The sequence below is a fragment of the Evansella sp. AB-rgal1 genome, assembly GCF_041820985.1.
Classification (GTDB): domain Bacteria; phylum Bacillota; class Bacilli; order Bacillales; family Salisediminibacteriaceae; genus Evansella.
The window spans coordinates 25964-49285 of sequence record NZ_JBGUAU010000037.1 but is presented as its reverse complement, the minus strand read 5'-3'; the positions used below and the strand labels follow the sequence as shown (position 1 = coordinate 49285).

Genomic DNA, 23322 nt, shown 5'->3' with positions numbered 1-23322 from the left:
TTAATTGTATCAGTAGCAGAGTTAGAATCTGGGGAAATGGGAAGTCAAGTGACGATAGAAAGCCATTAAAAGCACCTTTCAATAGAAAGTTCATAAAATTGTAACAAACTTTTGATAAATTATGAAATCATGAGTTATTCGTATACACAACTGTTTTGAAAAGCATTATAATCAAGGTGTTAATGTTCAATATAGGGGGAACTAAATCATGATTTATCATCTTTTGACAAAGGAAGCATGGGAGAAGGCAAAACAAGAAGATGTTTATTGGCCGAAGTCATTGGACGAGGAAGGGTTTGTACATTGTCTTACAAAGGAACAGCTATTAGAAAAGGGGAATAAGCTGTATCCAAATGAATCTGAAATTGTCTTATTGCAAATTTATTCAAACGAATTAGAAAGCCTTTGTGTATTCGAAGACCTTTCTGAATCGGGAGAAATGTTTCCACATATATACGGTCATGTAAACTTAAATGCAGTAAAATTCTCCAAGCTCCTAAAGAGGAACGGAGATACAGGGTTTACTTTTGAAACTAATGAATGCTCCGCATAAAAAATGGCTCGCCTTCTAATAGCTGTTTAAAAATGAAAATCTTCAAGCATCGTTGCTTGAAGATTTTTTTTTAAGATAAGCCAGAAAGTATAACATTTTTGCACTTAGAAAGTTGTCTAGCTCCAAGCGCTTTTCTTACTACTTTTATTTTACTTTTGATTTTAACTCAATATATTCATCGTACGAAACTTCTTTATCAAAGATGCCTGTATCCGTTATTTCAATTATTCTATTTGCAATAGATTGATTGAACTGATGGTCATGTGATGTGAAGATCATTGCACCTTTAAAGTTTATCAAACCATTGTTAAGAGCAGTAATTGATTCTAAATCTAAGTGGTTTGTTGGATCATCCAAGATTAAAACGTTCGCACCACTTAACATCATTTTTGAAAGCATACAACGTACCTTTTCTCCACCAGATAGAACATTTGCTTTCTTTTTCGCTTCTTCTCCGGAAAATAACATACGCCCTAAGAAACCTCGTAAGAACGATTCCGATTGATCTTCCGGTGAATATTGACGAAGCCAATCAACTAAGTCTAATTCCGATCCTTCAAAGTATTTTGCATTGTCTTTAGGGAAAAATGCCTGTGACGTAGTGACACCCCATTTATATGTTCCACTATCAGGTTCCATTTCTCCAGCCAATATCTTCATTAATGTGCTCTTTGCAATCTCTTTATTACCCACAAGAGCAATTTTGTCTTCTTTTCCTAAAACAAAGCTAACATTGTCTAGTACCTTTACACCATCAATTGTTTTTGTTAAACCTTCCACTTGTAAAACGTCATTTCCAATTTCACGATTCGGCTTAAAATGTACATAAGGATATTTACGTGAAGAAGGTTTAATATCATCTAACTCAATTTTATCTAATAGTTTCTTTCTAGATGTTGCTTGTTTTGATTTTGATGCATTAGCGCTAAATCGAGCAACGAACGCTTGAAGTTCTTTAATTTTTTCTTCTTTTTTCTTATTTTGATCTTGTGCCATTTTTTGTGCTAATTGACTAGACTCGTACCAGAAGTCATAGTTCCCAACATAAACTTGAATTTTCCCAAAATCCAAATCGGCAATATGTGTACAAACTTTATTTAGAAAGTGTCGGTCATGGGATACGACAATAACGGTGTTGTCAAACTGAATTAAGAATTCTTCCAACCACTGAATAGCTTCAATATCTAAGTGGTTTGTAGGCTCGTCTAATAATAAAACATCAGGATTACCAAAAAGTGTTTGCGCTAATAAAACCTTTACTTTTTCGTTTCCAGTTAAATCTTTCATTTTCTTTTGATGCAGATCTTCATTAATTCCTAACCCTTTTAATAAGATGGCTGCATCTGATTCTGCCTCATATCCGTTCATATCAGCAAACTCACCTTCGAGTTCTGCGGCTTTCATACCATCTTCATCAGAAAAGTCAGGCTTCATATAGATAGCATCTTTTTCTTTCATTACTTCATAAAGACGCTTATGACCCATCATTACAACTTCTAATACTACTACTTCTTCAAACTCAAAGTGATTTTGCTTTAACACAGCCATTCTTTGCCCTGGTTGCAAACTTACATTACCCGATTGAGAGTCAAGTTCACCAGATAATATTTTAATAAACGTGGATTTACCTGCACCATTTGCACCAATAAGTCCATAACAATTACCAGGAGTAAATTTAATATTAACATCTTCAAATAGTTTACGGTCACCGAAACGTAAACTAACGTTTGATACTGTGATCATGTTCTAAATCATCCTTTACTTTTAAAGTCTTAGAAATTATACCACGTTCCAGCAATTATGACGAGGTTTGCTAAAATTATGAAAACTCTCACGTGCCTAAAATTAATTCATATAAATAATTAATAAAGGTTTTGGGAGGTGGAAAGAGTGTATCCATCACGTCATGATGCTCAATTGGGGGGGAACCAAGCTTTTCTTAACGATTTGAAAAAAGCGATTGATGGAGAGTATACTGCAGTGACTTGGTATAAAACTATGGAAAAAATGGCACCAACAAACAAGCAGAAAGAAAAATTAAAACTCATAAGGAAAGATGAAGAAAAGCATTATAATCAATTTTCTTATTTGCATTATTCATTAACCGGTCAACAATACCAACCTAAACTTACCAGGGAGTGTCCATCAAATCATTTAGAGGCAATACGAGCAGCATTTGTGGATGAGCAAGAAACAACGGATTTTTACTTGAACATTTCAGATTACCAAATGCAGCAATCAATAAAAGATATGTTTCGAAGAGCAGCAGCAGATGAACAAAATCACGCAGTATGGTTTCTGCATTTTCATTTCATAAGCTCGTTTAGAAATAATGTGGTATTCAATGATAATTGGCATATATAAGAAAGTCGCCTAAAAGGATGTTTATTGGACCTTTTGGGCGTCTCTCAAAGCGGTGAGCTTAGGATGCTGGAAACTATAAAGGACAAATGGAACCCGGTCCAACAAAGAACGCCTACTATAACTAGTAGGCGTTAGAAAATGACTATTTACTCATAACTTTTTTCCAACTCATCAATTAATGATCCTACATACTCAACTGCTAAGCGAATTGAATTCGGATCTGTCATATCAACACCAGCGTGTTTCATTAAATCTTGTGGACTCATTGTTCCACCAGCTTTTAATACCTCGAGCCATTTATCAACAACTGATTGTCCCTCTTCTTTCATTTTCTTCGTTACAGCAGTAGATGCTGTCAAACCTGCAGAATACGTATAAGGATAGAGTCCCATATAATAATGAGGTTGTCTCATCCATGTTAACCCAGCATGTTCATCTAGCTCAACAGAATCACCCCAGAATCCAGATAAAACTTCATGTTTAATACTAGTTAATGTTGAAGCGGTATGTGGCTTTCCTTCTTCTGCGTGCTTATACACACGTCTTTGGAATTCGCCTTCAAGTAGATGAGTAACAAAGTTATGATAATACGTACCTAGCAATTGTAAAATTACCCACCGCTTCATTCTTGGATCATCTGTATTGGATAATAAGTGGTCAGCTAACAACAACTCGTTCATCGTAGAAGGAGCTTCAACAAAATAAGTTGATGGTCGAACATCTCCTACACGTTGATTTTTATTCGCTAAATAAAAATGACCAGCGTGTCCTAATTCATGTGTAAGAATAAATGCTCCTCGCATTGTATCCTTCCATGTCATTAGAATAAATGGGTGAGATCCATAAGGGCTAGCACAAAATGCTCCTGTTGCTTTCCCAACATTGTCCGAACGGTCTACCCAGCGTTCAGTTAGTCCTTTTTTCATAATGTCTAAGTACTCCGGCCCCATAACTTCAAGGGATTCTAATATGAGTTGAGACACTTTTTCATAGGTGGTTTCAGGTTGAAAATCAGGATCTAGTGGAGCTTTTAGATCACAAAACTTCATTTCATCTAAATTTAAGGCACGTTTCTTAAGTTTCGCAAATCGTTGCATATGAGGTGCTAATTCATTATATATAATATCTAATTGGTTTTCATACATTTCAATACTTACTTTTTGCTGTTGAAGTAACATATGTGTAACAGATGGATAATTACGGACTTTAGACAAAGATACTTGTTTTTTAACCTCTGTAGCATACACCGTAGCATACGTATTCTCATATTGTTTCAATGTTTTCACGAATGAATCGTATGAATTACGACGATCTTCTGTATTAGAAGATAGTTCATATTGATCCTCAAATTTTGCAAATGAAAGTGCTTTTTGATTCCCTTTATCATCAACAAAAGAATCAAATGTCATATCTGCGGATTTGCTTGTAGAGTAAATTCGATAAGGCGCACCTAGTACTTCACCTAGTGATGCTAAAACTTCTTCTGTTTCTGGTGATAAAGAGTAAGGTTTCTTAGCCAAGATGTCATTTAAAGGGATACGATAATTGTTAAGACTAGGCTCTTGTTCGAAGTATTTATTTATTTCTTCGTCAGATAAAGTAAGAATTTCAGATTCGATAAAAGATAACGCTGTATTAATTCTCGTAATTGCCGAACTTACAATGGCATAGTTCTTCTGTGATTCTGGGTTTGTGCCGTCTTCAGACATTTTTAAATTAGCGTATGTACCAACTGGAATTAATCGTTCAGCCAATTTTTCCTGTGCTTGGAAACAAGCTAAAACATTAGATGCACTATCTTTAAAGGTACCTTTATATTTTGTTACTGTTTCAATTGACGTCTCTAATGATTGTAGTTCGTTTAACCATGCTTCTGCTGAAGGGAATAGGTCTTCAATTTTCCATGTTTCCTCAACATCTACTTCATGACGTTTTGTTAATTCTTCAGACATCAAATCATCTCCTAGAATAATATTGTTTCGATAATCGAATTAAATATTATTATACTATATTCATCTTGAAAATAATACTATATTTTCTGAATTTTTATATATACTCGTGAGGTGAATGTGGCTTACTATTTTATATAGATATTTTGATATAAAAAAGAAGCTAGATTAAATCTAGCTTCATAATTGTATATTATTATAATAGTTTTTTAAAAGAAGAATAGAGAGAATACAACACCAGCTACCCCTAGTATTGCAAATATATATACAGGAACTACCGGCATATTACCATCGTTTTCCATCGCTCGTCCAAACATAAAGAATACAAGTGGATGTACTAGGAATGGCATAGAAAAGATAAAGGGAATCAATAATGCTGCTTCAGTACCAAACATTTCACCTTGAATGGCTGCAAATAACCCGAAGTGAGAAATGGCACTTGATTGGGCCATCATGGAATAATCAAACTGCATAGCACTTAAGCTAAGCAACGTTAATCCACCAAAAACAGCGGTAATCTGCCAACCAAAAGAGAAAATCATTAATGAATTAACTTCCTTTCGATCATCTCCATTAGCTTTTTTCATTTTATTTAATGAAATTACAGTTAATATTAATCCAATTGCTACTAGAATAAACGATGGTAATAACCATAATTCTCCACGGTCTGCACTAACAGCTAAAATCGAGAAGACAAAGATATGACCAAAGAATGGGATGTTAATCATTATTGGCGCACGTTTTGCTGCTATTTTTCCAAAATCACCAGCGGTACACGCCCCTGTTAATCCGGAATGGGATAGTGCTCCTGCCATACCAGGTGCAAGATTTCGTGTATTGGCAGTTTTTGCAAAAAACATAAGAAGAGCGATACCACCAAACATCCAAAATAATTGTCCGAAAAATCCGTAAGAAAGAACGGAATTCATTCCCTCAATAGCAAATGCATCCCCGATACGAGATCCACCAACCATAAAGTTAGCAGCTAATACAATCGGAATACCTGCAAATAAAAGTGCTCGTAAAGTTGGACCAAAAATCCATTTATAGCAAATTGCACCTAATCCTGCCGAAATCATCATCGCAAAGAAGATTTGGGGCAGTGAAATAATTGGTCTGATTAATACTGCTATATGGAATGATAAAAATAATATTCCGATAATAACTGCAATCTCTAATAAACCTTTGCGAATGTATAGATGTTTATTTTTGATTTTCGCTTTGTTATCGATTAAAATAACAGATCCTATTAAGCCGATATATGCAATTAAAGGGTAATAATTTGTTAACCCATTAATTCCAGTACCTGTAGAAAGTAGTATTCTTGAAACACCTTCTATACCAAGTAATAAGAAAAAGGAACGTACGATAAATACAAATTGTGTTCGTGATGTACCAAGAACTGTTTCTTCGTCAGATGGAATAATGAAATCATCATCATCCATTGATTTGTTTCCTAATATCTTACGGAGTTCTTGTCCACCCACAAAAAATGATGCAATAAGTGCAATAATTGTTGTTCCTGCCATTAGATTAACAAATGGGAATTCAGGTAAACCTGGTGATGATACATCACTTAGAACTAATATATATCCCATAGCAAGACCGAAAATAACTATTATCAATATAGGGGAATAACGAGTACCTGCAACAACTGTTCGTGAGATTAAAACCATAGGAATAAGAAATAATAAAATAATCCAAAATTGATTCAATAATTGTAAATGTGTTACTTGTTCAATGATATCCATATATGTACTCCTTCGTTTGTTTTTGTATTCCAAATAAACATATTATCGTAAGTAACCACTAACGTAAATGTATTTTTTTCAAAAGTTATTACAATATGTTGAACGTTATATTTACACAAATAATAATGATATTTTTTACTCTTAATAAAAAAATATGTATTAATGTTAGATAAGAGTAACTTTATTAAAGCAAGTTAGATTAGCCAAAATGACAACGAGGAGTAAAAGATAAAAGAATAATATAGGAAATTTAGAAAAACTTATTTATATAGAAGTAATGGAACACAGTTTTAATAAATTTATCTTTTTATTGACACGTTTCTAATACCATCATATACTAAATATATTAATTCCGATAAAGGTTATAAGAATTATAGTCTTTCGTTTATTAGGAGGAAGTACGAGGGGGATAAAGGATGGAAAAGGTTCTTATCGATCATGTTGAGAAAACATTCCATAATAAAGAAAAAGATCAATCTTTTACTGTATTTGATGATATATCTTTAACAGTGGAACCGGGGGAGTTTGTTTCCTTACTTGGTCCATCGGGCTGTGGTAAATCGACTTTATTAAATATTATTGCAGGTCTTGATGAAGCTTCAAATGGAGAAGTGTATGTTGGAGATAAAAAAGTAACAAAACCAGGTTCCGATCGTGGCGTAGTTTTCCAAGAAGCTGCTTTAATGCCATGGTTAACGGCGATAGAAAATGTGGCTTTCGCACTTAGGAAAAATATGAAGAAAAGTGAAGCGAAAGAACATGCGAAAAAGTACTTGAAACTTGTTCATTTAACTAAATTTATGAATTCTTATCCACATGAGCTATCTGGTGGGATGAAACAACGAGTTGCCATTGCAAGAGCGCTAGCAATGGACCCTCAAATCTTATTAATGGATGAACCATTTGGGGCTTTAGATGAACAAACTAGAACGATGCTTCATCGTGAAGTCCAATTCATTTGGCAAGAGACGAAAAAAACGATAATCTTTGTAACACACAATATTAGAGAGTCAATTCTGTTATCAGATCGAATTGTACTAATGGGAACACGCCCAGGTGGGATTCGCAAAATATATCCAGTAGATTTACCTCGACCAAGAACTCCATCATCACCAGAATTTGCAAAGCTAGAAGAAGATATTATGTCCATACTCGGTGGGGAAATTGAGAAAGTAATGAAGGAGGAGATGGGTGATGATTTCAACAGTAAGAAGGCTTCTCTTCTTTACGGCTCTAATCACAATATGGGAGATCATATATAGAGTAAATTTAGATTTGCAATTTTGGTCTACACGATTATTCCCATCTCCATTACTATCTGTAGAACAGCTGTACATTGGTTTTTTTGAAACGGGAATATTAGCTGTGGCACTTACAGAAAGTATTCAACGTATTGCCATCGGTTTTAGCTTAGCTGTTTTTATTGGTGCAACTTTAGGGATTTTAATAGGAGTCTCTAAAATAGCTGATGAAACGTTAGGTACTCTAGTAATTGCCTTACAATCAGTTCCGAGTATTGTATGGCTTCCTTTAGCACTAGTTATGTTTCATGGAGGACCTGGCGCTATCATTTTTGTAGTCGTACTTGGTGGAACTTGGCCGATGACAATGAATATGAGAATGGGAATTAAGAATGTGCAACCCATTTTAGTGAGAGCTGCTAGAACAATGGGGTATAATCGTTCAGAATTAATATGGAAAGTAATGATACCAGCTTCTATACCATCTGCCATAACGGGCGCAAGACTAGCTTGGGCTTTTGCGTGGAGAGCTTTAATGGCTGCAGAATTAATCGGACGCGGTGGATTAGGAAGAACGTTAATGGATGCTAGAGACTTCTTTAATATGGAACTTGTTATCGCAATCATGATTATTATTTCTGTTATAGGGTTAATTATGGAGTACTTTGTATTTAGTAAGATTGAGAAACGTGTGTTAGCTAGATGGGGATTATCAAAATAAATAAATCTTTTATAAATATGAGGAGGAGCAACATGAAGAAGTTACGAACTTTATTATTTGCATTTACAAGTTTAGTAGTTATTAGTGCATGTGGGCAAGGGGATTCAAACTCAAATGATCAATCAGGCGCAACAGATGGTGGGGAAGTAACAGGTGGAGATGTTACAATTGGCTACTTTCCTAACTTAGATCACGCTGCTGGTATTATTGGAAAAGAAAAAGGGTACTTTGAAGAAGAAATGGTAAATTATAATGTAGATTTTACACACTTCCCAAATGGAAATGATTTCATTGAAGCTTTAGATGTCGGTAATATTCAATTAGGTTATGTTGGACCAGGCCCCGCTATTAACTACTTTTTAAACGGGGGCGATGTAGTTGTTATTGGAGCTGCCGCAAATGGCGCGACATTAATTGTATCTCGTGAAGATTCTGGTATATTATCACTAGAAGATTTTGACGGTAAGTCTTTCTGTACTCCAGGTAATGGTTGTACGCATAATGTACAGTTAGAAATTATGTTAAATGAAATTGGTCTAGTATCTAATCGTCTAGGCGGAACAGTAGAACATCAATCACGTGTAAACCCAGCAAGTATGGTCGCTATGTTTGAACAAGGACAAATTGATGCAGCAGCAGCTCCGGAACCTTGGGGAACTTTACTTGTGGAAGAACACAATGCCAATGTAGTAGCTGAGTGGAATGACGTTTTCTTAGGGGAAGAATTAGCAAGTGTTGTTATTGTTACAACAAATAGTTTCTTAGAAAATAATCCAGAAGCAGTTGAGCAAGCGTTACGTGCTCATAAACGAGCTGTAGATTATACGCACGAAAATACAGAAGATACACTTAATACTGTAAATGATTTAATTTTCAACTTAACTCAAAGTCGTCTTCCTGAACATGTATTAGAAAAAGCTTGGAAGCGTATGGTAGTAACAACGGAAACACATGCTGATGCATTACAAGCATGGGCAACGGCATCGTATGAATTGAAATTTATGGATGTTGATCCTGATTTAGATGGATTTGTTGATACTTCCATTTTAGATGGAATTGTATCTGAATAGATTAAAATAAAAGAAAATGTTAAGAAGGTGCTCGAGTGTTTATCACCATACGAGTACCTTCTTTTTTTCGTATTTGTTTTAAAAAACTTTAAATATGGCAAACAATGTCAAATATTTGAAACGATTTAGACATAATTTAGTATATCTACTGATCAGAGTTGATAGTATACTTAAGATAGTTAAAACACTTTAAATAGTAAAAAATATAAGATTACATTTAACAGAATAGACACATTGAAAACGTTATCAAGTGAAAATGTGAAACAGTTCACAAATGTGTCAAACAATTTCACGGAAATTGAATTATAATAGGGTTGTAAGGGAATGACAGAAGGTTATTGCGATAGGAAAAATGCAAAACAGTAATAACAATGTTATTCCGATATAATATAAGTTATTTATGTGAAAACATTCACAAATAAAGTTTTGGGAGGTCATATAATGGCTACTGTAGAAAAAGAAGTAAAACAAAAACAAGATGTAACGAAAATGGTAAATGAGTTAGTTGAAAACGGGAAAATAGCACATCAAGAATTCTTAAACTTTGATCAAGAATCTATTGACTTGATTGTTAAGGAAATGGCGTTAGCAGGATTGAATCAACATATGCCACTTGCAAAAATGGCAGTTGAAGAAACAAAACGTGGTGTTTACGAAGATAAAATTATTAAAAATATATTTGCAACAGAGTACATTCATAACGCAATTAAATATAACAAAACTGTTGGTGTAATCTCTGAAAATGAGTTTGAAGAAATTATTGAAGTTGCAGAACCAGTAGGTGTTGTAGCAGGTGTTACTCCTGTAACAAATCCTACATCAACTACAATGTTTAAAATATTAGTTTCTATTAAAACTAGAAACCCAATTATCTTTGCTTTCCATCCATCCGCTCAAAAATGTAGCGCTAAAGCTGCTGACATTCTATATGAAGCAGCAGTGAAAGCTGGAGCACCAAAGAATTGCATTCAATATATTAGTTTGCCATCTATTGAAGCAACACAACAATTAATGAATCACCCAGGAGTAGCTGTGGTATTAGCAACTGGTGGTGCTGGAATGGTTAAATCAGCTTACAGTACAGGGAAGCCTGCTTTAGGTGTTGGTCCTGGTAACGTGCCATGTTATATTGAAAAAACGGCAACAGTGAAGCAAGCTGTAAATGATCTAATTTTATCAAAGACATTCGATAATGGAATGATTTGTGCATCAGAACAAGCTGTTATTATCGACAAAGAAATTTACAATGAAACGAAACAAGAATTAATTAACAACAAATGCCATTTCTTAACGAAAGACGAGATTAAGAAATTAGAAGAGTTAGTTTTCCCTGGAAGCAGTGCTGCACCAGGAACATATTGTGCAATTAATGGTGACATTGTCGGTCAATCTGCAGCGACAATTGCAAAAATGGCTGGCTTTGAAGTAGACCCTGCTACGAAAATTTTGATTGCAGAATTAAAAGGTGTAGGAATGGAATACCCATTATCTAGAGAAAAATTAAGCCCAGTGTTAGCTTGCTATAAAGTAAGTAGTACAGAAGAGGGGTTCCAACGTGCAAATGAAATGTTAGAGTTGGGTGGGTTAGGACACTCTGCAGTTATTCATACAAATGATGACGAAATTATGAAACAATATGGTATTCGAATGAGAGCAGGAAGAATTATTACAAATAGTCCATCATCTCAAGGTGCTATCGGTGATATATACAATGGGTTTCTACCTTCATTAACATTAGGTTGTGGATCATACGGAAGAAACTCTGTATCTCAAAACGTAGGAACAGTGAACTTAGTAAACTATAAGAAGATTGGAAAGAGAAAAAATAACATGCAATGGTTTAAAATTCCACCAAAAGTTTATTTCGAAAAGAATTCAACACAGTACCTTGCAAAAATGCCGAACATTTCACGTGTATTAATTGTTACAGATGAAATGATGGTAAAAATGGGGTACGTTGATAAAGTGCTTTACTACTTAAATAAGCGTCAAGATAAAGTGGAATATGAAGTATTCTCTAATGTAGAGCCAGATCCATCTATAGAAACAGTAATGGCAGGCGCAGAAATGATGTCTCAGTTCCAGCCAGATGCGATTATCGCCCTTGGTGGGGGATCTCCTATGGATGCTGCTAAAGGAATGTGGTTGTTCTATGAGCACCCAGAAATTGAATTCCATGGTTTAAAGCAAAAATTCTTAGATATTCGTAAACGTGTTTTTAAATATCCAAACCTAGGTAAGAAATCTCAATTCATTGCAATTCCAACAACATCTGGAACTGGTTCTGAAGTAACTTCATTCTCTGTAATTACGGATAAATCTTCAGGAACAAAGTATCCTTTAGCAGATTATGAGTTAACTCCGGATGTAGCTATTATTGATCCTACGTATGTGAAATCAGTTCCTCCTGGGGTTACAGCTGACACAGGAATGGACGTATTAACACATGCAATCGAAGCTTACGTTTCTGTTATGGCTAATGATTATACAGATGGATTAGCAATAAAAGCAATTCAACTTGTATTTGAATATTTACCAAAAGCATATGAAAATGGCAACAATGAATTAGCTCGTGAGAAAATGCATAATGCTTCTACAATCGCTGGTATGGCATTTGCCAATGCATTCTTAGGAATTAACCACAGTTTAGCGCATAAGCTAGGTGCGGAATTCCATATTGCTCACGGTAGATCTAATACAATCTTAATGCCACACGTTATCCGTTACAATGCAACGAAACCGTCTAAGTTTACTGCGTTTCCTAAATACGGCCACTTTAAGGCTGATGAGCGTTATGCAGAAATTGCAAGAATGTTAGGTTTACCTGCAAAAACTACAGAAGAAGGTGTTGAAAGCCTTGTTCAAGCAGTAATTGATTTAGCAAAAAAACTTAACATACCAATGAGTATTGCTGAGTGTGGCGTAGCCCAAAAAGACTTTGATGCAAAGGTAGAAGAGTTAGCAGATCGTGCATTTGAAGATCAATGTACAACAGCTAACCCGAAATTACCTTTAGTAACTGAGTTAGTAGAAATATATAAAAATGCGTTCAAAGGCATTAAATAAGTAAAACAAATGGAGAGAAGTGATGTCTAAATCACTTCTCTTTATTTTGGACTGGACGACTTAACTATTTCTAAGCCCTATAGTATGAATGGAAGTGAAATTTCGCACCATGTCGGATGAAAATACGTTAAGAAGTATTTTAGTAACATTCATTTTTCTATGGAATGAGTGCAAGCCAGCGAGGAATCAGTGGGAAGTAAGAGTAGAGGCGAAATCCCGTAGCGACTTAGTGGCGGAGGGGGAGCGGCAACTCCCCACAGGAACCCGAGCAAGCTGAAGCGAATGGAATATAAACAGACAAAATTTAGTAATACTAAATAGTTTATTTTCAATATTCAAAGCATATTTTCGAGGATAGACAAAATGAAAGTGAAACATTATTAAATCTTGTAACGTAACAGAATGTAAGAAAAAGGAGGAGTTTATATGTTTACAGATCTAAATAATAAATTGAAGGAAGTAAAGGAACGTTGCCGGAAACAGAAAAAGTGGAAAGAACATTTACAAAGAGCAAATAATTTATTCACTGAAGAACAGAAGAAGAAAAGAGATTTACAAAGTTTACTAGAAAAGGAAAAACAAGATGTGGAGAGGTTAGAAAGTTTTTCATTAGCAAATATATTCTATTCCATTACAGGAAAAAAGCTGGAGAAATTGGAAGAAGAAAAACGAGAAGTACTTACAGCAAAATTGAAGTATCAAGAATCAGTAACGACCTTAAAGGATTTAGAAAAAGAAATAAAAGAATACCAACAGTTGTTATTAACAGTAAAAGGAAGTACGGAGGAGTATAATCAAATTCTTTCCGAAAAAGAAACGTTAATTAAAGATGATTCAACGATCTGGACACAAGAACTGTATGAACTACTGGAAGAAGAGGCAGAAATGGAGTCAATGGTAAAGGAGTATCATGAAGCGGTTTCAGCTGGTCGTTCAGCTTTTAATAGCTTAAAAGTTGCTATAGGATCACTAGATAAGGCGAAAAATTGGTCAACGTTTGATATGTTTGGTGGAGGTATGATTACAACTGCAATCAAACACAGTCATCTAGATGAAGCGAGAGATCATATACATAAAGTTCAAAGTCAATTGAGACATTTTCAAGAAGAATTATTAGATATTAAAAATCATTTTCATGTTAATTTAGAAATAGGGAACATGTTATCTTTTGCTGATTATTTTTTTAATAGTTTAATTGTTGACTGGATGGTTCATGGGAAAATTTCAGATGCATTAAACCAAGCTTTAAAAATGAAAGAAAATGTATCTTCCATGTTATTTAGGTTAGAAAGAGATTTAAGTGAATTAGAAGAGAATCTCGAAACAGTAATAAAGAGGCGATTTGATTTATTAGAAAATGCGTAAGTTTTAGTGTTACTTAACAAGTATTTTTGCATATTATATAATTGTGTTGTTCATATGCCACGTTTATCTTTATAATAGGTAGAAATGGTTTGTGGGAGGAGAAGATTATTGTGCAACTAAAATATAGGGTCTTTGTATATGGAACTTTACGGAAACATGAATATAATCATTCATTATTAGAAGATAGTAAACTTCTTATCTCACAAGCTTCGATTAACGGTACATTATACGATACAGGCATGGGTTATCCTATGATAACTGATCAAGAAATAGGAGTTACTTATGGAGAGGTTTATGAGATTAATGAGAAAGTTTTGGAAAAACTTGATGAATTAGAAGGGTATGATGAATCAAGAAAGGAAAACCTATACATTCGCAAAAAGAAGGAAATATATACAGATGAGGGAGTACTTGAAGCTTTTGTTTATGTAATGAATACTTCTAATCAGCATATGCTTAAGAAACGAATAGCTTCGGGCGACTGGAAGTTATATCAATGGATGTCTAATAGACCGGATATATTTTATTACTTTGCATATGGTTCCTGCATGGATGAGGAAAGGTTTATTACTCACGATGTAGTGCATTATTTTAAAAAGGTAATCGGTGTAGGGAAATTACAAAAATATGAACTTTCTTTTTCACTTCACAGACCTGATGGAGGGAGAGCAGATATCAAAGAAACGGATGATTCTGTAGAAGGAATTGTGTATGAGCTACCTATCGCAGCATTAGATTACTTACTTGATCGCGAAGGTGTATTAGATGATGTTTATAGGCCAATTTTTCTTGATGTAGAAATAAATAATAAGGTTTATAAGGATATCTTTTCTTTTACTGTAGTATCAAAAGAAGAAGAGATTGCCCCTCCAGATCACTATGCACTAGAAATATTAAGAGGCTCGTATGGAAGAGTAACAGGAACGTATTATACGAGGTTAACAAATAAAATGTTGGATTTAGGTGTCGATGTAGGTAAATTAGAAAGTACAATAAGAATGACATAGAAGGAGTGATCGTTTTTGTACTCATTTCTAATGTTCGGTGGCATTCTTATCTTATTCCAATTAATTTATGTAATTTGGATTTCTCAGCTAAACCAAATAAAAGCATGGATAAAGTTTATTCCTTCATGGAGTATGTTTATTTTAGGTGTATTGTTTATCCCTGTTAGTACACTTGTAGTTGGAAGAGTGGGGGTACTGTTAGCAGGCGCTGGGACTACAATGGTAATAACTTCTTTATTAACTATTCCTGTGATAACGTTGTTACAGGAATCGTCAATGAAGAAACTAAGATCTAATTAAAATTTATGAAAATAAGGGAGACGTAAAGAGCCAATTAAGACTCTCGAATCTCCCTTATTTTTTCTGTAGTGATTTTAAAAGCTTGGATTCCAATAAATTTCTCCTTGTTTCTTTTCGTGTTCAATATCGATTTGAAAATTATGCTTTTTATAAAAGTGAATTAATCGATCAAGGTGATCCCAATCACGTTTGACAATATCGCCAGTAATGTATTGTACATTTTGGTCTTCGGCATGTTCTTTTAAGTACTTCATACAAACAGTTCCGAATCCTCGGTTTTCCTCACCACGAATATCGTCTATATGAATCTTGTTTTCATCATATTGTGCATGTATACTAAAATCCCATTTACCATTATACGGAGTTTCACAATCATGTAGCATTATTTTACATAAATTACCGTCATCTTCAGCATATACAATAACCCATTTTTGTTCCTTTGTTTGATCAATACCTAGTATTTGGCTACGTTTCGCAATTTCTTTTATATTTTCACGCATTCGGAATATCTGAAATTCTAAATCTTCAAATTCTTCGATAATTTCTTCCTTCTTTTTATCTTCTTTACTCTCAAAGGCAGATAGAGTATAATTCATCGAAATTTTCCTCTCCTTTGTTTGATTTTCCTTATCATTAGTTTATGAAATAATGAAAAAAGTGATAGTAAATTAGGAATGAATGCTCACACAATTTTTGTATTATACTAAATATGTAATGAAAATACAAATAATTCTCGTACATTAAGACTTTAAAATTGAAGTGAGGGGTGTTTTTTGAGATAATTCATACTAATCATATATGTATTAAATATTTATGTTAGGAGGTATTTTATGAAGGAAGTTCCCGTTACGTTAGTAAAAGCAAATCAAATTATGCTAGCGAGTCTAACCCTTATAGCAATTTTATTTCAAAGCAATTGGGTTGTTGGAATAACATTACTACTTGTTTATGCTTCATTGTTTATAGGGCCAAAAGCAAATGTAGCTTTTCGAATCGCTTCATTACTAAAGAAAGATTTTTCACATGATGATACTGAATCAATTGTCCTTACAAGATTTAATCAGACAATTGCTGCTTCGTTACTTTCTATTGGCTTTCTCACTCTCTTTACTTCTGGACATTGGATAGGTTGGTTATTTGTTTCCATGGTTTTAGTAGCATCTATTATTGCGTTATTAGGTTTTTGTGTTGGATGTTTTCTTTATTATCAATGGAAGCGAATGTCTTATAAAGTGAAAGTAAAGTAAGTTGAAATTAGTCATCGCAGTTTTTCGTATAATTAGTACGACTTATGCTTGTTATGATCCATAATCATAACGGGCTTTTTTGTTTTATTATTGGGTATGTTAAACATTGATATTTACTCCAGGACTGAAACGAACTTAATATCATCAATCAAAATTAGTATCACAAGATAGTCTGATACAAGTATTTTCTGGGTAGCCTTATTATTGAAAATACCTCACTACAAACCTAAAAGTGAAAAATATTAAATTTATATACATGGTATTAACTTCATTGTTACAAACTATATAAGAAAAATTAACTAGGTTAAATGGAGGTAAAACATATGTTTAAGAAAATTGCATTGTCTACATTAGCTTTCATGTTCATTTTCCCAATGATTTCACAAGCTCAAGTTCAGTTTTTTGATGAACCCCCTTTTGAGCATTACAAAGTCTCAAGAGGTGATTCATTTTGGTTTATTGGGCAACGTTATAACGTTGATTATCGAAAATTAATGCGACTTAATCCTGAGATTGATCCTCACAATATGCAGGTTGGTGAAGTGATCAGACTAAAAGAAGCAGCTGAGCACCATAGTCAGTTTGAAAGTCAAGTTGTTCAACTAGTAAATAGAGAGCGGGCTCAACGAGGATTACAGCCACTGCAGCATAGAGCAGACTTGAAAAATGTTGCTCATAAAAAAGCAGAGGATATGATAAAATCTAATTATTTCTCTCATACTAGTCCAAACTATGGTTCACCTTTTGATATGATTCGAACGTTTGGAATTAGTTATCAAGCTGCAGCAGAAAATATTGCCAAAGGACAAACAACACCAGAACAAGTAATGAACTCTTGGATGAATTCACCTGGTCATCGCCAAAATATACTTAATGGTAATTTTGATACGATTGGGGTAGGGTTTTATCAAGGTGCATGGGTTCAACTCTTTATTAGGGCGAGATAAAATTACGACAAAGTGAAAAAGAATAATCCAACTTACAAAGTAAGTTGGATTATTCTTTTTTGATTTTCTTATACATTATCCTTTAGCAAAGTTAAACGATAAAAAGAAAAAAATGATGATCCCAAAGGGTAAAACCTTTTTGAATCATCATCTTTAACACCTATGGGAACCCAACCATTTATACATTTCTAATTTGAATTACCAGATAGATACTTCATTGTATTTTCTTTGTTATCATTTGGAATAGAAGAGTGTGTGTTGCCTCCGTTTAATAAAGCAATATTTAATTTTATCACCTTTAATGGAAATGATAAGATAAAGATGCTTTGTTTTCTAAGATTCAGACTTCTATGGATAAATTGTGGAGAAATAAAAATTGCTATATAGCTGATGCATTTTATAAAGTAATACTTAAATCGTGTTTATCCATTCAATACATGATAAAATAACAAAAGAATTGAAAATGATTGGAGAATATATGGATATTTTATCAATATTTCTGACGATATTATTTATTGTAAATATACTTTTTGCTAGTGTAATTATTTTTATAGAACGTAAGGATGCTAGTGCAACTTGGGCTTGGTTAATGATTCTTTTCTTTATACCCTTTCTTGGATTCATTATTTATTTATTCTTAGGACAAAATTTAACTCGAAGAAGATTGTTCCATTGGGAAGGCATTAAAAAAGTAGGAATGGAAGAACTTATTCAAAAGCAAATGGAAGATATAAGTAATACCTCATTCTCTTTTCAAAACAGCACAGTTGAAGAATATCGTGACCTAATATATATGCACTTAGTAAATAATGATTCTCCATTAACAAAAGGTAATGAAATCAAGGTTATTAATGATGGTACAGAGAAGTTTACATCATTAATAAATGATATTAGACAAGCAAAAGACCACATACATATTCAGTATTATATTTTCAAAAACGATAAACTAGGTGCAAAAATAATAAAGGAATTAACGTTGAAAGCAAAAGAAGGGATCAATGTCCGTATATTATATGATGAACTTGGATCAAGAAAGTTGAGACGTAAAGATTTTAAGGAACTTCTTTCCGAAGGGGGAGAGGTTGGCGTTTTTTTTCCCTCTAAGTTTGCACTTATAAATTTACGGTTAAATTATCGTAACCATCGTAAGTTAGTTAATATAGATGGGAAAATAGGATATGTTGGTGGGTTCAATGTAGGTGAAGAATATATTGGTCTAAAAGAAAAGTTTGGATATTGGCGAGATACCCATTTGCGAATTATGGGGCCAGCAGTAGATGCAATTCAAACGAGGTTTATTTTGGATTGGAATCAAGCTTCAAAACGCCATTATATTCATTATGAGAAACGTTATTTCCCCCAAAAAACTTCCATTGGAAGTGCTGCGATGCAAATTGTTTCTAGTGGACCAGATTCTGAGTGGGAACAAGTTAAGAATGGATATATTAATATGATTATGTCAGCCAAAAAGTCTGTATATATTCAAACACCGTATTTCATCCCAGATCAATCGTTACTGGATGCAGTAAGAATTACCGCATTATCAGGGAAAGATGTAAGAATTATGATCCCTAATCGACCAGACCATCCATTTGTATATTGGGCAACTATGTCCTATGTTGGTGAAATTATTAAAGCAGGTGCAAAAGTTTATATTTATGAGAAGGGTTTTATTCATGCAAAATCAATTGTTGTTGATAGGAAAATAAACTCGGTAGGTACTGCGAATATAGATATGAGAAGCTTTAAATTGAACTTTGAGGTGAATGCATTTATTTATGATATGACGACATCCGAAACGTTAGCAAACATGTTTGAGGAAGACATGCACTTCTCGAGAGAATTAACACAGGAACTTTATGACCAACGCTCAAGAAAAATTAGATTTAAAGAATCTATATCTCGTCTTATGTCACCCATTCTATGAAGGGGAGCGTATTTATGTTTAGCATTCAACAAGGCAGGACTTTTGCTCACCTGCCTTGTTGAATGGATTTTAGCTGCAAAAAGTAATATTTGTCGTTATTTTGTAATCATTAATCGAAATCGTTCATTTTATTCTATCATTACTTGTATTTTATGTACTCCATTATATCCATAGCCTTTTCTATTCCAATATGGAACTTCCGGTTGAGTTCTCCCTTCCGAATCTGCGGCTTTACAAAGCACAGTATATTCCCCTTTTTTCGTTACTCTCCATAAATATTTCCAACTCACCCAACCATATTTCCCTTTAGAATGCAGCATTGCTTTCTCCCAGGTGTCTCCATTATCTATACTAATGAAAACATGCTGTATCATTCCTTTACCAGTCCAAGCTATTCCATTAACCTCAATAACGCCCACTTTAAAAGTAGTTAAATTTATTGGTTGTTGAATAGTAGAGTTGACATTTATTTCAGTAACTGGAAAAACATTTTCATCATTTTCTATATTTGGATAGTACATATAGTCATCAGTCTGGAACTTTCCTTCATAATGATGGTTAATTACTTTGATTTCTTTTAACCATTTTACTGAAGCCATACCGTACCATTGTGGAACAATTAAACGAAAAGGTGAACCATGTTTAAATGGAATTGGCTTATTATTAAAGGCATAGGCAATTATCGTATCTGGATGTAACGCTTTCCATAATGGAAGACTTCTAGTGTAGGACACTTTCTCTTCTTTTCCTTTCTCTATACCATCATCGTGACCAGTAAAAGTAATTTCCAAAGCAGATTGTTTAATACCTGTGAAAGTTAGCAGGTCTCTCAATGAAACCCCAGACCAAGTACCATAATTTATAGCGCCATTTTCCCACTGTTCCCCAAAAACCTTTGGATCAAAAAGTGAACGTTTATTTCCTGCACATTCTAATACAATTTCCAATGACCTAGATGGAAGATTGAGTAAGTCATGAATGCTGAATTGTGCTTCTTTAAAAACTTCACCAATTATTTTTAAACAATAATCTATTTCCTTTATTACTGGATAATGAAAGTGGCTTCTAAGATAAAAATAGTTTTCATGAATAAAGTTGCTTTGTAAAAAGTGTATTGGAGCCTCTTGATTTTCAGGGATTAAGTTTCTTGTTATTAAAAATGGGTAGGGGAGAAATGTGTTCACTATGCACACCTTCTTTTTCTAAAAGATAAGAAAGATAAATTTTTTTAATCAATTTCTAGCTCCAGGAAAGAACATCTTGTGCCAAATAATCTACGCTGAAACTAAAAAAGTCAACAGTATCAACCTATCTAGGAAACTAAATTTGTTCGTTGTTTTCGATTCCTTTTCACTATGGGCATTTTAATCTTTGCTTTATCATTTATACTATTATTATATTTTTTTATTCATCATTCGAGCTAGATAGGAGAAATTCTATGAGAAATAGAGTGAAGAGAGATATATTTTGAAGATTACTAACATGTTAGAGAACTCATAAAGATAGGCAATCATGTAATAAATTTAGTCAATTTTCAACTTATTCTACAATTTAGAAGGTAAAATCATTAAATTTGACAAACAAAGCAAGTGGATGAGCGACGGCAATTGACAGGTTTTTTAGACTTTTCCTTTTATAATAGATTAGGAAGGGGGCTGTTAATATGGAGAGTGCAATTACGATATATGAGATTAACCAAGATTTGCATGATAATGATCTTGATTACCTTTTAGATATGGAAAAAGATAATATTTGTTTTTTTCGCTTCACAGGTGGAAATAGAAGTGAAACCGAATCAATAGTAAAAAAATTGTTTCGATTAAAAGAAAGTAATATTCTTTTATTTGTAATTTTTCGATTTCCATTTCGTTTCGAAGGAAAAAGTAGAATGGATGCAGCCATTGAACAATACTTTAATTTAAAGGAAATTAGTGACGCTATTATCTATTTTTATAGTGATGGAATGATGGACATGCTAGATGAAAGTACATCAATTAAAGATGCAAAAAGGCAATTTGATCAATTCGAACAAGTTCCTATACAAGCTATAAGAGAGATGTTACATCAAACCGGAGATATCAATATTGACGTACAAGATTTAAAATCGTTTATCCACAACAAGCCAGGGAGTCTTTTCGTAAGAACATTTGAAGGTCATTCATTTGATCAGCCTTTGAGAGATTTAATTTCCGCTCCATATTTATCTAAGAATTATACGGAAGGAAGTCAAATCATTATTAATATCGGATATACGCAAGATGTTGATATGAATACGTTCCGACAGATAAATTTACGTTTAAATGACCTCTTTCATAAAACAGAAATTTTTAAACTAGGGAGCCACTTTTTAAATGAATCGGAAACCAAGTTAAAAGTCACCCTTATTGTAAATGGGATATCTGATCCATACCCACCATTAGAAAATAAAAAGCCTATGAGATTGTATCAATATAAAATAATGAAGCAGTTAGAAAGGTTTACTCGAGGTCTTTCTTCTGCGGTAAAGAGGAATCCAAATTCTTCCCAGAAAAATATGACAGGTAAATTTGATAAAATATAAAAAAGGACGTCTATATGAAGCTGCACTTAAAAATTGTTTTAAACTTTTTAGCGGCTTCTTATGTGGACGTCCTCTTTTATGCAGCCTCTTTTAATCCTGTTTTTTTAAAGTACCATTTTAAAACGGTGGGAACAAATACAATAATGATTAAAATTCTTATTAATTGAAGAGAGCTTACTATTGCAGGGTCTCCTCCAACAGAAGTAGCTACTAATACCATTTCAATTAACCCGCCAGGTGCAATACTTAACATGGCTGTTGCTAATGATAATGTAGTAAATAATGATAATAAAACACCTAAACCGAGGGAAACCGCAATAAGAACAAGTGTTAGAGCAAAATACATAAAGCAATACTTTCCCCCTAGCTTTAAATCTTTGAAAAAGATATTTTTACCTATACTTATTCCAACAAGTAATTGTGCAATAATCAATATCGTTGGTGGCAAGTTTCCTATAGGGGTAATAACACTATTGATAACAGCTGTAATTAACAAGGGGATAATGACAATACCAGCTGGCATTATGTTTCGAAGGAGTACTCCACCGACAATAGGAAGGAGAAACCAGAAATAACTCAATTGAAAGTTTATACTTGAGTGAGCGATCTCATCTACAAGGGAGGCATCCCCATTAAACAACATGACAATAATGAAAGGAACGGTAAATAAAACAGTTATGAGACGTACCGTTTGGAAAATTGCAACTAACGATGATTTTGCATGTAATGCTTCACTGGCAACAACCATTTCGGATAAACCACCGGGTATGGAACCGAATACACTGGTAACTTTATCAATGGGAATCCATTTTGTGATCAACAAACTATTCACGATACTTATAAAAATAAGGGCTATTGTAACAACAATATAGGGGATTATATATGGTCCAATAATTAAGAAAGTTTCTTTTGTAAAGTATAAACCAAAATATGTTCCAAGTGTTAGTAAGCCAGTGTTCTTAAAGTGTATGGGTAAGTTAATGATTCTTTTTGTAATTCCTTGCCAACAGGCAACAAATGCCATGGGACCAAGAACCCACGGTAGAGGTAAATTGCCTAAATTAAATAGAAACCCTCCAACTAGACCGATTAGTAAGGTTTCTAGTAAGCCTTTTATATATGTTCTCTTCATAATCAAAACTCCTAAAATTAAGTTATAATTATTGTAACATATTGATACCATTCTATTTTACATATGTGACAAAATGAACTATAATAAATATAGTAAATAACTTTTATTAAGTAAGTTCGATA

General features: G+C 33.6%; 19 protein-coding genes. 13 read left to right on the top strand and 6 right to left on the bottom strand.

Going from position 1 to position 23322, the window contains the following annotated elements:
* The first annotated feature begins 208 nt into the window (after positions 1 to 208).
* Positions 209 to 553, top strand: a complete 345-nt coding sequence (locus tag ACERII_RS22660; RefSeq protein ID WP_373645254.1) for a DUF952 domain-containing protein — start codon at positions 209 to 211, stop codon at positions 551 to 553.
* 144 nt (positions 554 to 697) lie between these two features.
* On the opposite strand, the gene ACERII_RS22655 is transcribed toward ACERII_RS22660, so the two are convergent.
* Complete coding sequence (locus ACERII_RS22655; RefSeq protein WP_373645253.1) at positions 698 to 2296, bottom strand: ABC-F family ATP-binding cassette domain-containing protein; 1599 nt, start codon at positions 2294 to 2296, stop codon at positions 698 to 700.
* Between the two features lie 147 nt (positions 2297 to 2443).
* Here ACERII_RS22655 and ACERII_RS22650 point away from each other — a divergent pair, with 147 nt between their 5' ends.
* Entirely contained in the window at positions 2444 to 2917 is a 474-nt protein-coding gene (locus tag ACERII_RS22650) for a ferritin family protein (protein WP_373645252.1), read from the top strand.
* A gap of 146 nt (positions 2918 to 3063) precedes the next feature.
* Here ACERII_RS22650 and pepF read toward each other — a convergent pair whose 3' ends face one another.
* Together pepF and ACERII_RS22640 are read right to left on the bottom strand one after the other, a co-directional pair.
* On the bottom strand, positions 3064 to 4869 hold the full coding sequence (gene pepF, locus ACERII_RS22645) for an oligoendopeptidase F (protein ID WP_373645251.1): 1806 nt from the start codon (positions 4867 to 4869) through the stop codon (positions 3064 to 3066).
* Between the two features lie 206 nt (positions 4870 to 5075).
* On the bottom strand, positions 5076 to 6617 hold the full coding sequence (locus ACERII_RS22640) for a hypothetical protein (protein WP_373645250.1): 1542 nt from the start codon (positions 6615 to 6617) through the stop codon (positions 5076 to 5078).
* 416 nt (positions 6618 to 7033) lie between these two features.
* Here ACERII_RS22640 and ACERII_RS22635 point away from each other — a divergent pair, with 416 nt between their 5' ends.
* The 7 genes from ACERII_RS22635 to ACERII_RS22605 all read left to right on the top strand — a co-directional run bounded on the left by ACERII_RS22635 (position 7034) and on the right by ACERII_RS22605 (position 15387).
* On the top strand, positions 7034 to 7879 hold the full coding sequence (locus ACERII_RS22635; protein ID WP_373645249.1) for an ABC transporter ATP-binding protein: 846 nt from the start codon (positions 7034 to 7036) through the stop codon (positions 7877 to 7879).
* The gene (locus tag ACERII_RS22630; protein WP_373645248.1) at positions 7812 to 8579 is read left to right on the top strand and encodes an ABC transporter permease; all 768 of its coding nucleotides are present in this window, start codon (positions 7812 to 7814) and stop codon (positions 8577 to 8579) included. Before ACERII_RS22635 ends, ACERII_RS22630 begins: the two co-directional genes overlap by 68 nt.
* A gap of 32 nt (positions 8580 to 8611) precedes the next feature.
* Positions 8612 to 9649, top strand: a complete 1038-nt coding sequence (locus tag ACERII_RS22625; protein ID WP_373645247.1) for an aliphatic sulfonate ABC transporter substrate-binding protein — start codon at positions 8612 to 8614, stop codon at positions 9647 to 9649.
* Positions 9650 to 10090: 441 nt separating this feature from the next.
* Complete coding sequence (gene adhE, locus ACERII_RS22620) at positions 10091 to 12715, top strand: bifunctional acetaldehyde-CoA/alcohol dehydrogenase (RefSeq protein WP_373645246.1); 2625 nt, start codon at positions 10091 to 10093, stop codon at positions 12713 to 12715.
* A 426-nt stretch (positions 12716 to 13141) separates the two neighbouring features.
* On the top strand, positions 13142 to 14080 hold the full coding sequence (locus tag ACERII_RS22615; RefSeq protein WP_373645245.1) for a hypothetical protein: 939 nt from the start codon (positions 13142 to 13144) through the stop codon (positions 14078 to 14080).
* A 110-nt stretch (positions 14081 to 14190) separates the two neighbouring features.
* Positions 14191 to 15087, top strand: a complete 897-nt coding sequence (locus ACERII_RS22610) for a gamma-glutamylcyclotransferase family protein (protein WP_373645244.1) — start codon at positions 14191 to 14193, stop codon at positions 15085 to 15087.
* Between the two features lie 15 nt (positions 15088 to 15102).
* Positions 15103 to 15387: a hypothetical protein gene (locus ACERII_RS22605; RefSeq protein ID WP_373645243.1), complete on the top strand. Its 285-nt coding sequence runs from the start codon at positions 15103 to 15105 to the stop codon at positions 15385 to 15387.
* A 74-nt stretch (positions 15388 to 15461) separates the two neighbouring features.
* Here the strand turns inward: ACERII_RS22605 and ACERII_RS22600 are convergent, their stop codons facing one another.
* Positions 15462 to 15983, bottom strand: coding sequence for an N-acetyltransferase (locus ACERII_RS22600; RefSeq protein ID WP_373645242.1), 522 nt, complete (start codon positions 15981 to 15983; stop codon positions 15462 to 15464).
* 234 nt (positions 15984 to 16217) lie between these two features.
* On the opposite strand from ACERII_RS22600, the gene ACERII_RS22595 reads away from it, so the two are divergent.
* From ACERII_RS22595 to cls, 3 genes are all read left to right on the top strand, one after another.
* Entirely contained in the window at positions 16218 to 16634 is a 417-nt protein-coding gene (locus ACERII_RS22595; RefSeq protein WP_373645241.1) for a DUF4395 domain-containing protein, read from the top strand.
* A 323-nt stretch (positions 16635 to 16957) separates the two neighbouring features.
* Positions 16958 to 17581: a CAP domain-containing protein gene (locus tag ACERII_RS22590; RefSeq protein WP_373645240.1), complete on the top strand. Its 624-nt coding sequence runs from the start codon at positions 16958 to 16960 to the stop codon at positions 17579 to 17581.
* Between the two features lie 478 nt (positions 17582 to 18059).
* Complete coding sequence (gene cls, locus ACERII_RS22585; RefSeq protein ID WP_373645239.1) at positions 18060 to 19508, top strand: cardiolipin synthase; 1449 nt, start codon at positions 18060 to 18062, stop codon at positions 19506 to 19508.
* A 128-nt stretch (positions 19509 to 19636) separates the two neighbouring features.
* Here the strand turns inward: cls and ACERII_RS22580 are convergent, their stop codons facing one another.
* Positions 19637 to 20692 (bottom strand): sulfite oxidase, encoded by a 1056-nt coding sequence (locus tag ACERII_RS22580; protein ID WP_373645238.1) that lies wholly within the window; start codon positions 20690 to 20692, stop codon positions 19637 to 19639.
* A 479-nt stretch (positions 20693 to 21171) separates the two neighbouring features.
* Here ACERII_RS22580 and ACERII_RS22575 point away from each other — a divergent pair, with 479 nt between their 5' ends.
* Complete coding sequence (locus tag ACERII_RS22575; protein ID WP_373645237.1) at positions 21172 to 22068, top strand: FtsZ/tubulin family protein; 897 nt, start codon at positions 21172 to 21174, stop codon at positions 22066 to 22068.
* A gap of 76 nt (positions 22069 to 22144) precedes the next feature.
* On the opposite strand, the gene ACERII_RS22570 is transcribed toward ACERII_RS22575, so the two are convergent.
* Positions 22145 to 23200, bottom strand: coding sequence for an AbrB family transcriptional regulator (locus tag ACERII_RS22570; RefSeq protein WP_373645236.1), 1056 nt, complete (start codon positions 23198 to 23200; stop codon positions 22145 to 22147).
* Positions 23201 to 23322: the final 122 nt, after the last annotated feature.

What these genes read in the sequence shown, in the direction of transcription:
- ACERII_RS22590 (WP_373645240.1), top strand. Translation starts at nt 16,958, where the DNA reads ATGTTTAAGAAAATTGCATTGTCTACATTAGCTTTCATGTTCATTTTC.
- cls (WP_373645239.1), top strand. Translation starts at nt 18,060, where the DNA reads ATGGATATTTTATCAATATTTCTGACGATATTATTTATTGTAAATATA.
- ACERII_RS22635 (WP_373645249.1), top strand. Translation starts at nt 7,034, where the DNA reads ATGGAAAAGGTTCTTATCGATCATGTTGAGAAAACATTCCATAATAAA.
- ACERII_RS22600 (WP_373645242.1), bottom strand. Translation starts at nt 15,983, where the DNA reads ATGAATTATACTCTATCTGCCTTTGAGAGTAAAGAAGATAAAAAGAAG.
- adhE (WP_373645246.1), top strand. Translation starts at nt 10,091, where the DNA reads ATGGCTACTGTAGAAAAAGAAGTAAAACAAAAACAAGATGTAACGAAA.
- ACERII_RS22630 (WP_373645248.1), top strand. Translation starts at nt 7,812, where the DNA reads ATGATTTCAACAGTAAGAAGGCTTCTCTTCTTTACGGCTCTAATCACA.
- pepF (WP_373645251.1), bottom strand. Translation starts at nt 4,869, where the DNA reads ATGTCTGAAGAATTAACAAAACGTCATGAAGTAGATGTTGAGGAAACA.
- ACERII_RS22655 (WP_373645253.1), bottom strand. Translation starts at nt 2,296, where the DNA reads ATGATCACAGTATCAAACGTTAGTTTACGTTTCGGTGACCGTAAACTA.
- ACERII_RS22615 (WP_373645245.1), top strand. Translation starts at nt 13,142, where the DNA reads ATGTTTACAGATCTAAATAATAAATTGAAGGAAGTAAAGGAACGTTGC.
- ACERII_RS22595 (WP_373645241.1), top strand. Translation starts at nt 16,218, where the DNA reads ATGAAGGAAGTTCCCGTTACGTTAGTAAAAGCAAATCAAATTATGCTA.
- ACERII_RS22660 (WP_373645254.1), top strand. Translation starts at nt 209, where the DNA reads ATGATTTATCATCTTTTGACAAAGGAAGCATGGGAGAAGGCAAAACAA.
- ACERII_RS22640 (WP_373645250.1), bottom strand. Translation starts at nt 6,617, where the DNA reads ATGGATATCATTGAACAAGTAACACATTTACAATTATTGAATCAATTT.
- ACERII_RS22625 (WP_373645247.1), top strand. Translation starts at nt 8,612, where the DNA reads ATGAAGAAGTTACGAACTTTATTATTTGCATTTACAAGTTTAGTAGTT.
- ACERII_RS22570 (WP_373645236.1), bottom strand. Translation starts at nt 23,200, where the DNA reads ATGAAGAGAACATATATAAAAGGCTTACTAGAAACCTTACTAATCGGT.
- ACERII_RS22575 (WP_373645237.1), top strand. Translation starts at nt 21,172, where the DNA reads ATGGAGAGTGCAATTACGATATATGAGATTAACCAAGATTTGCATGAT.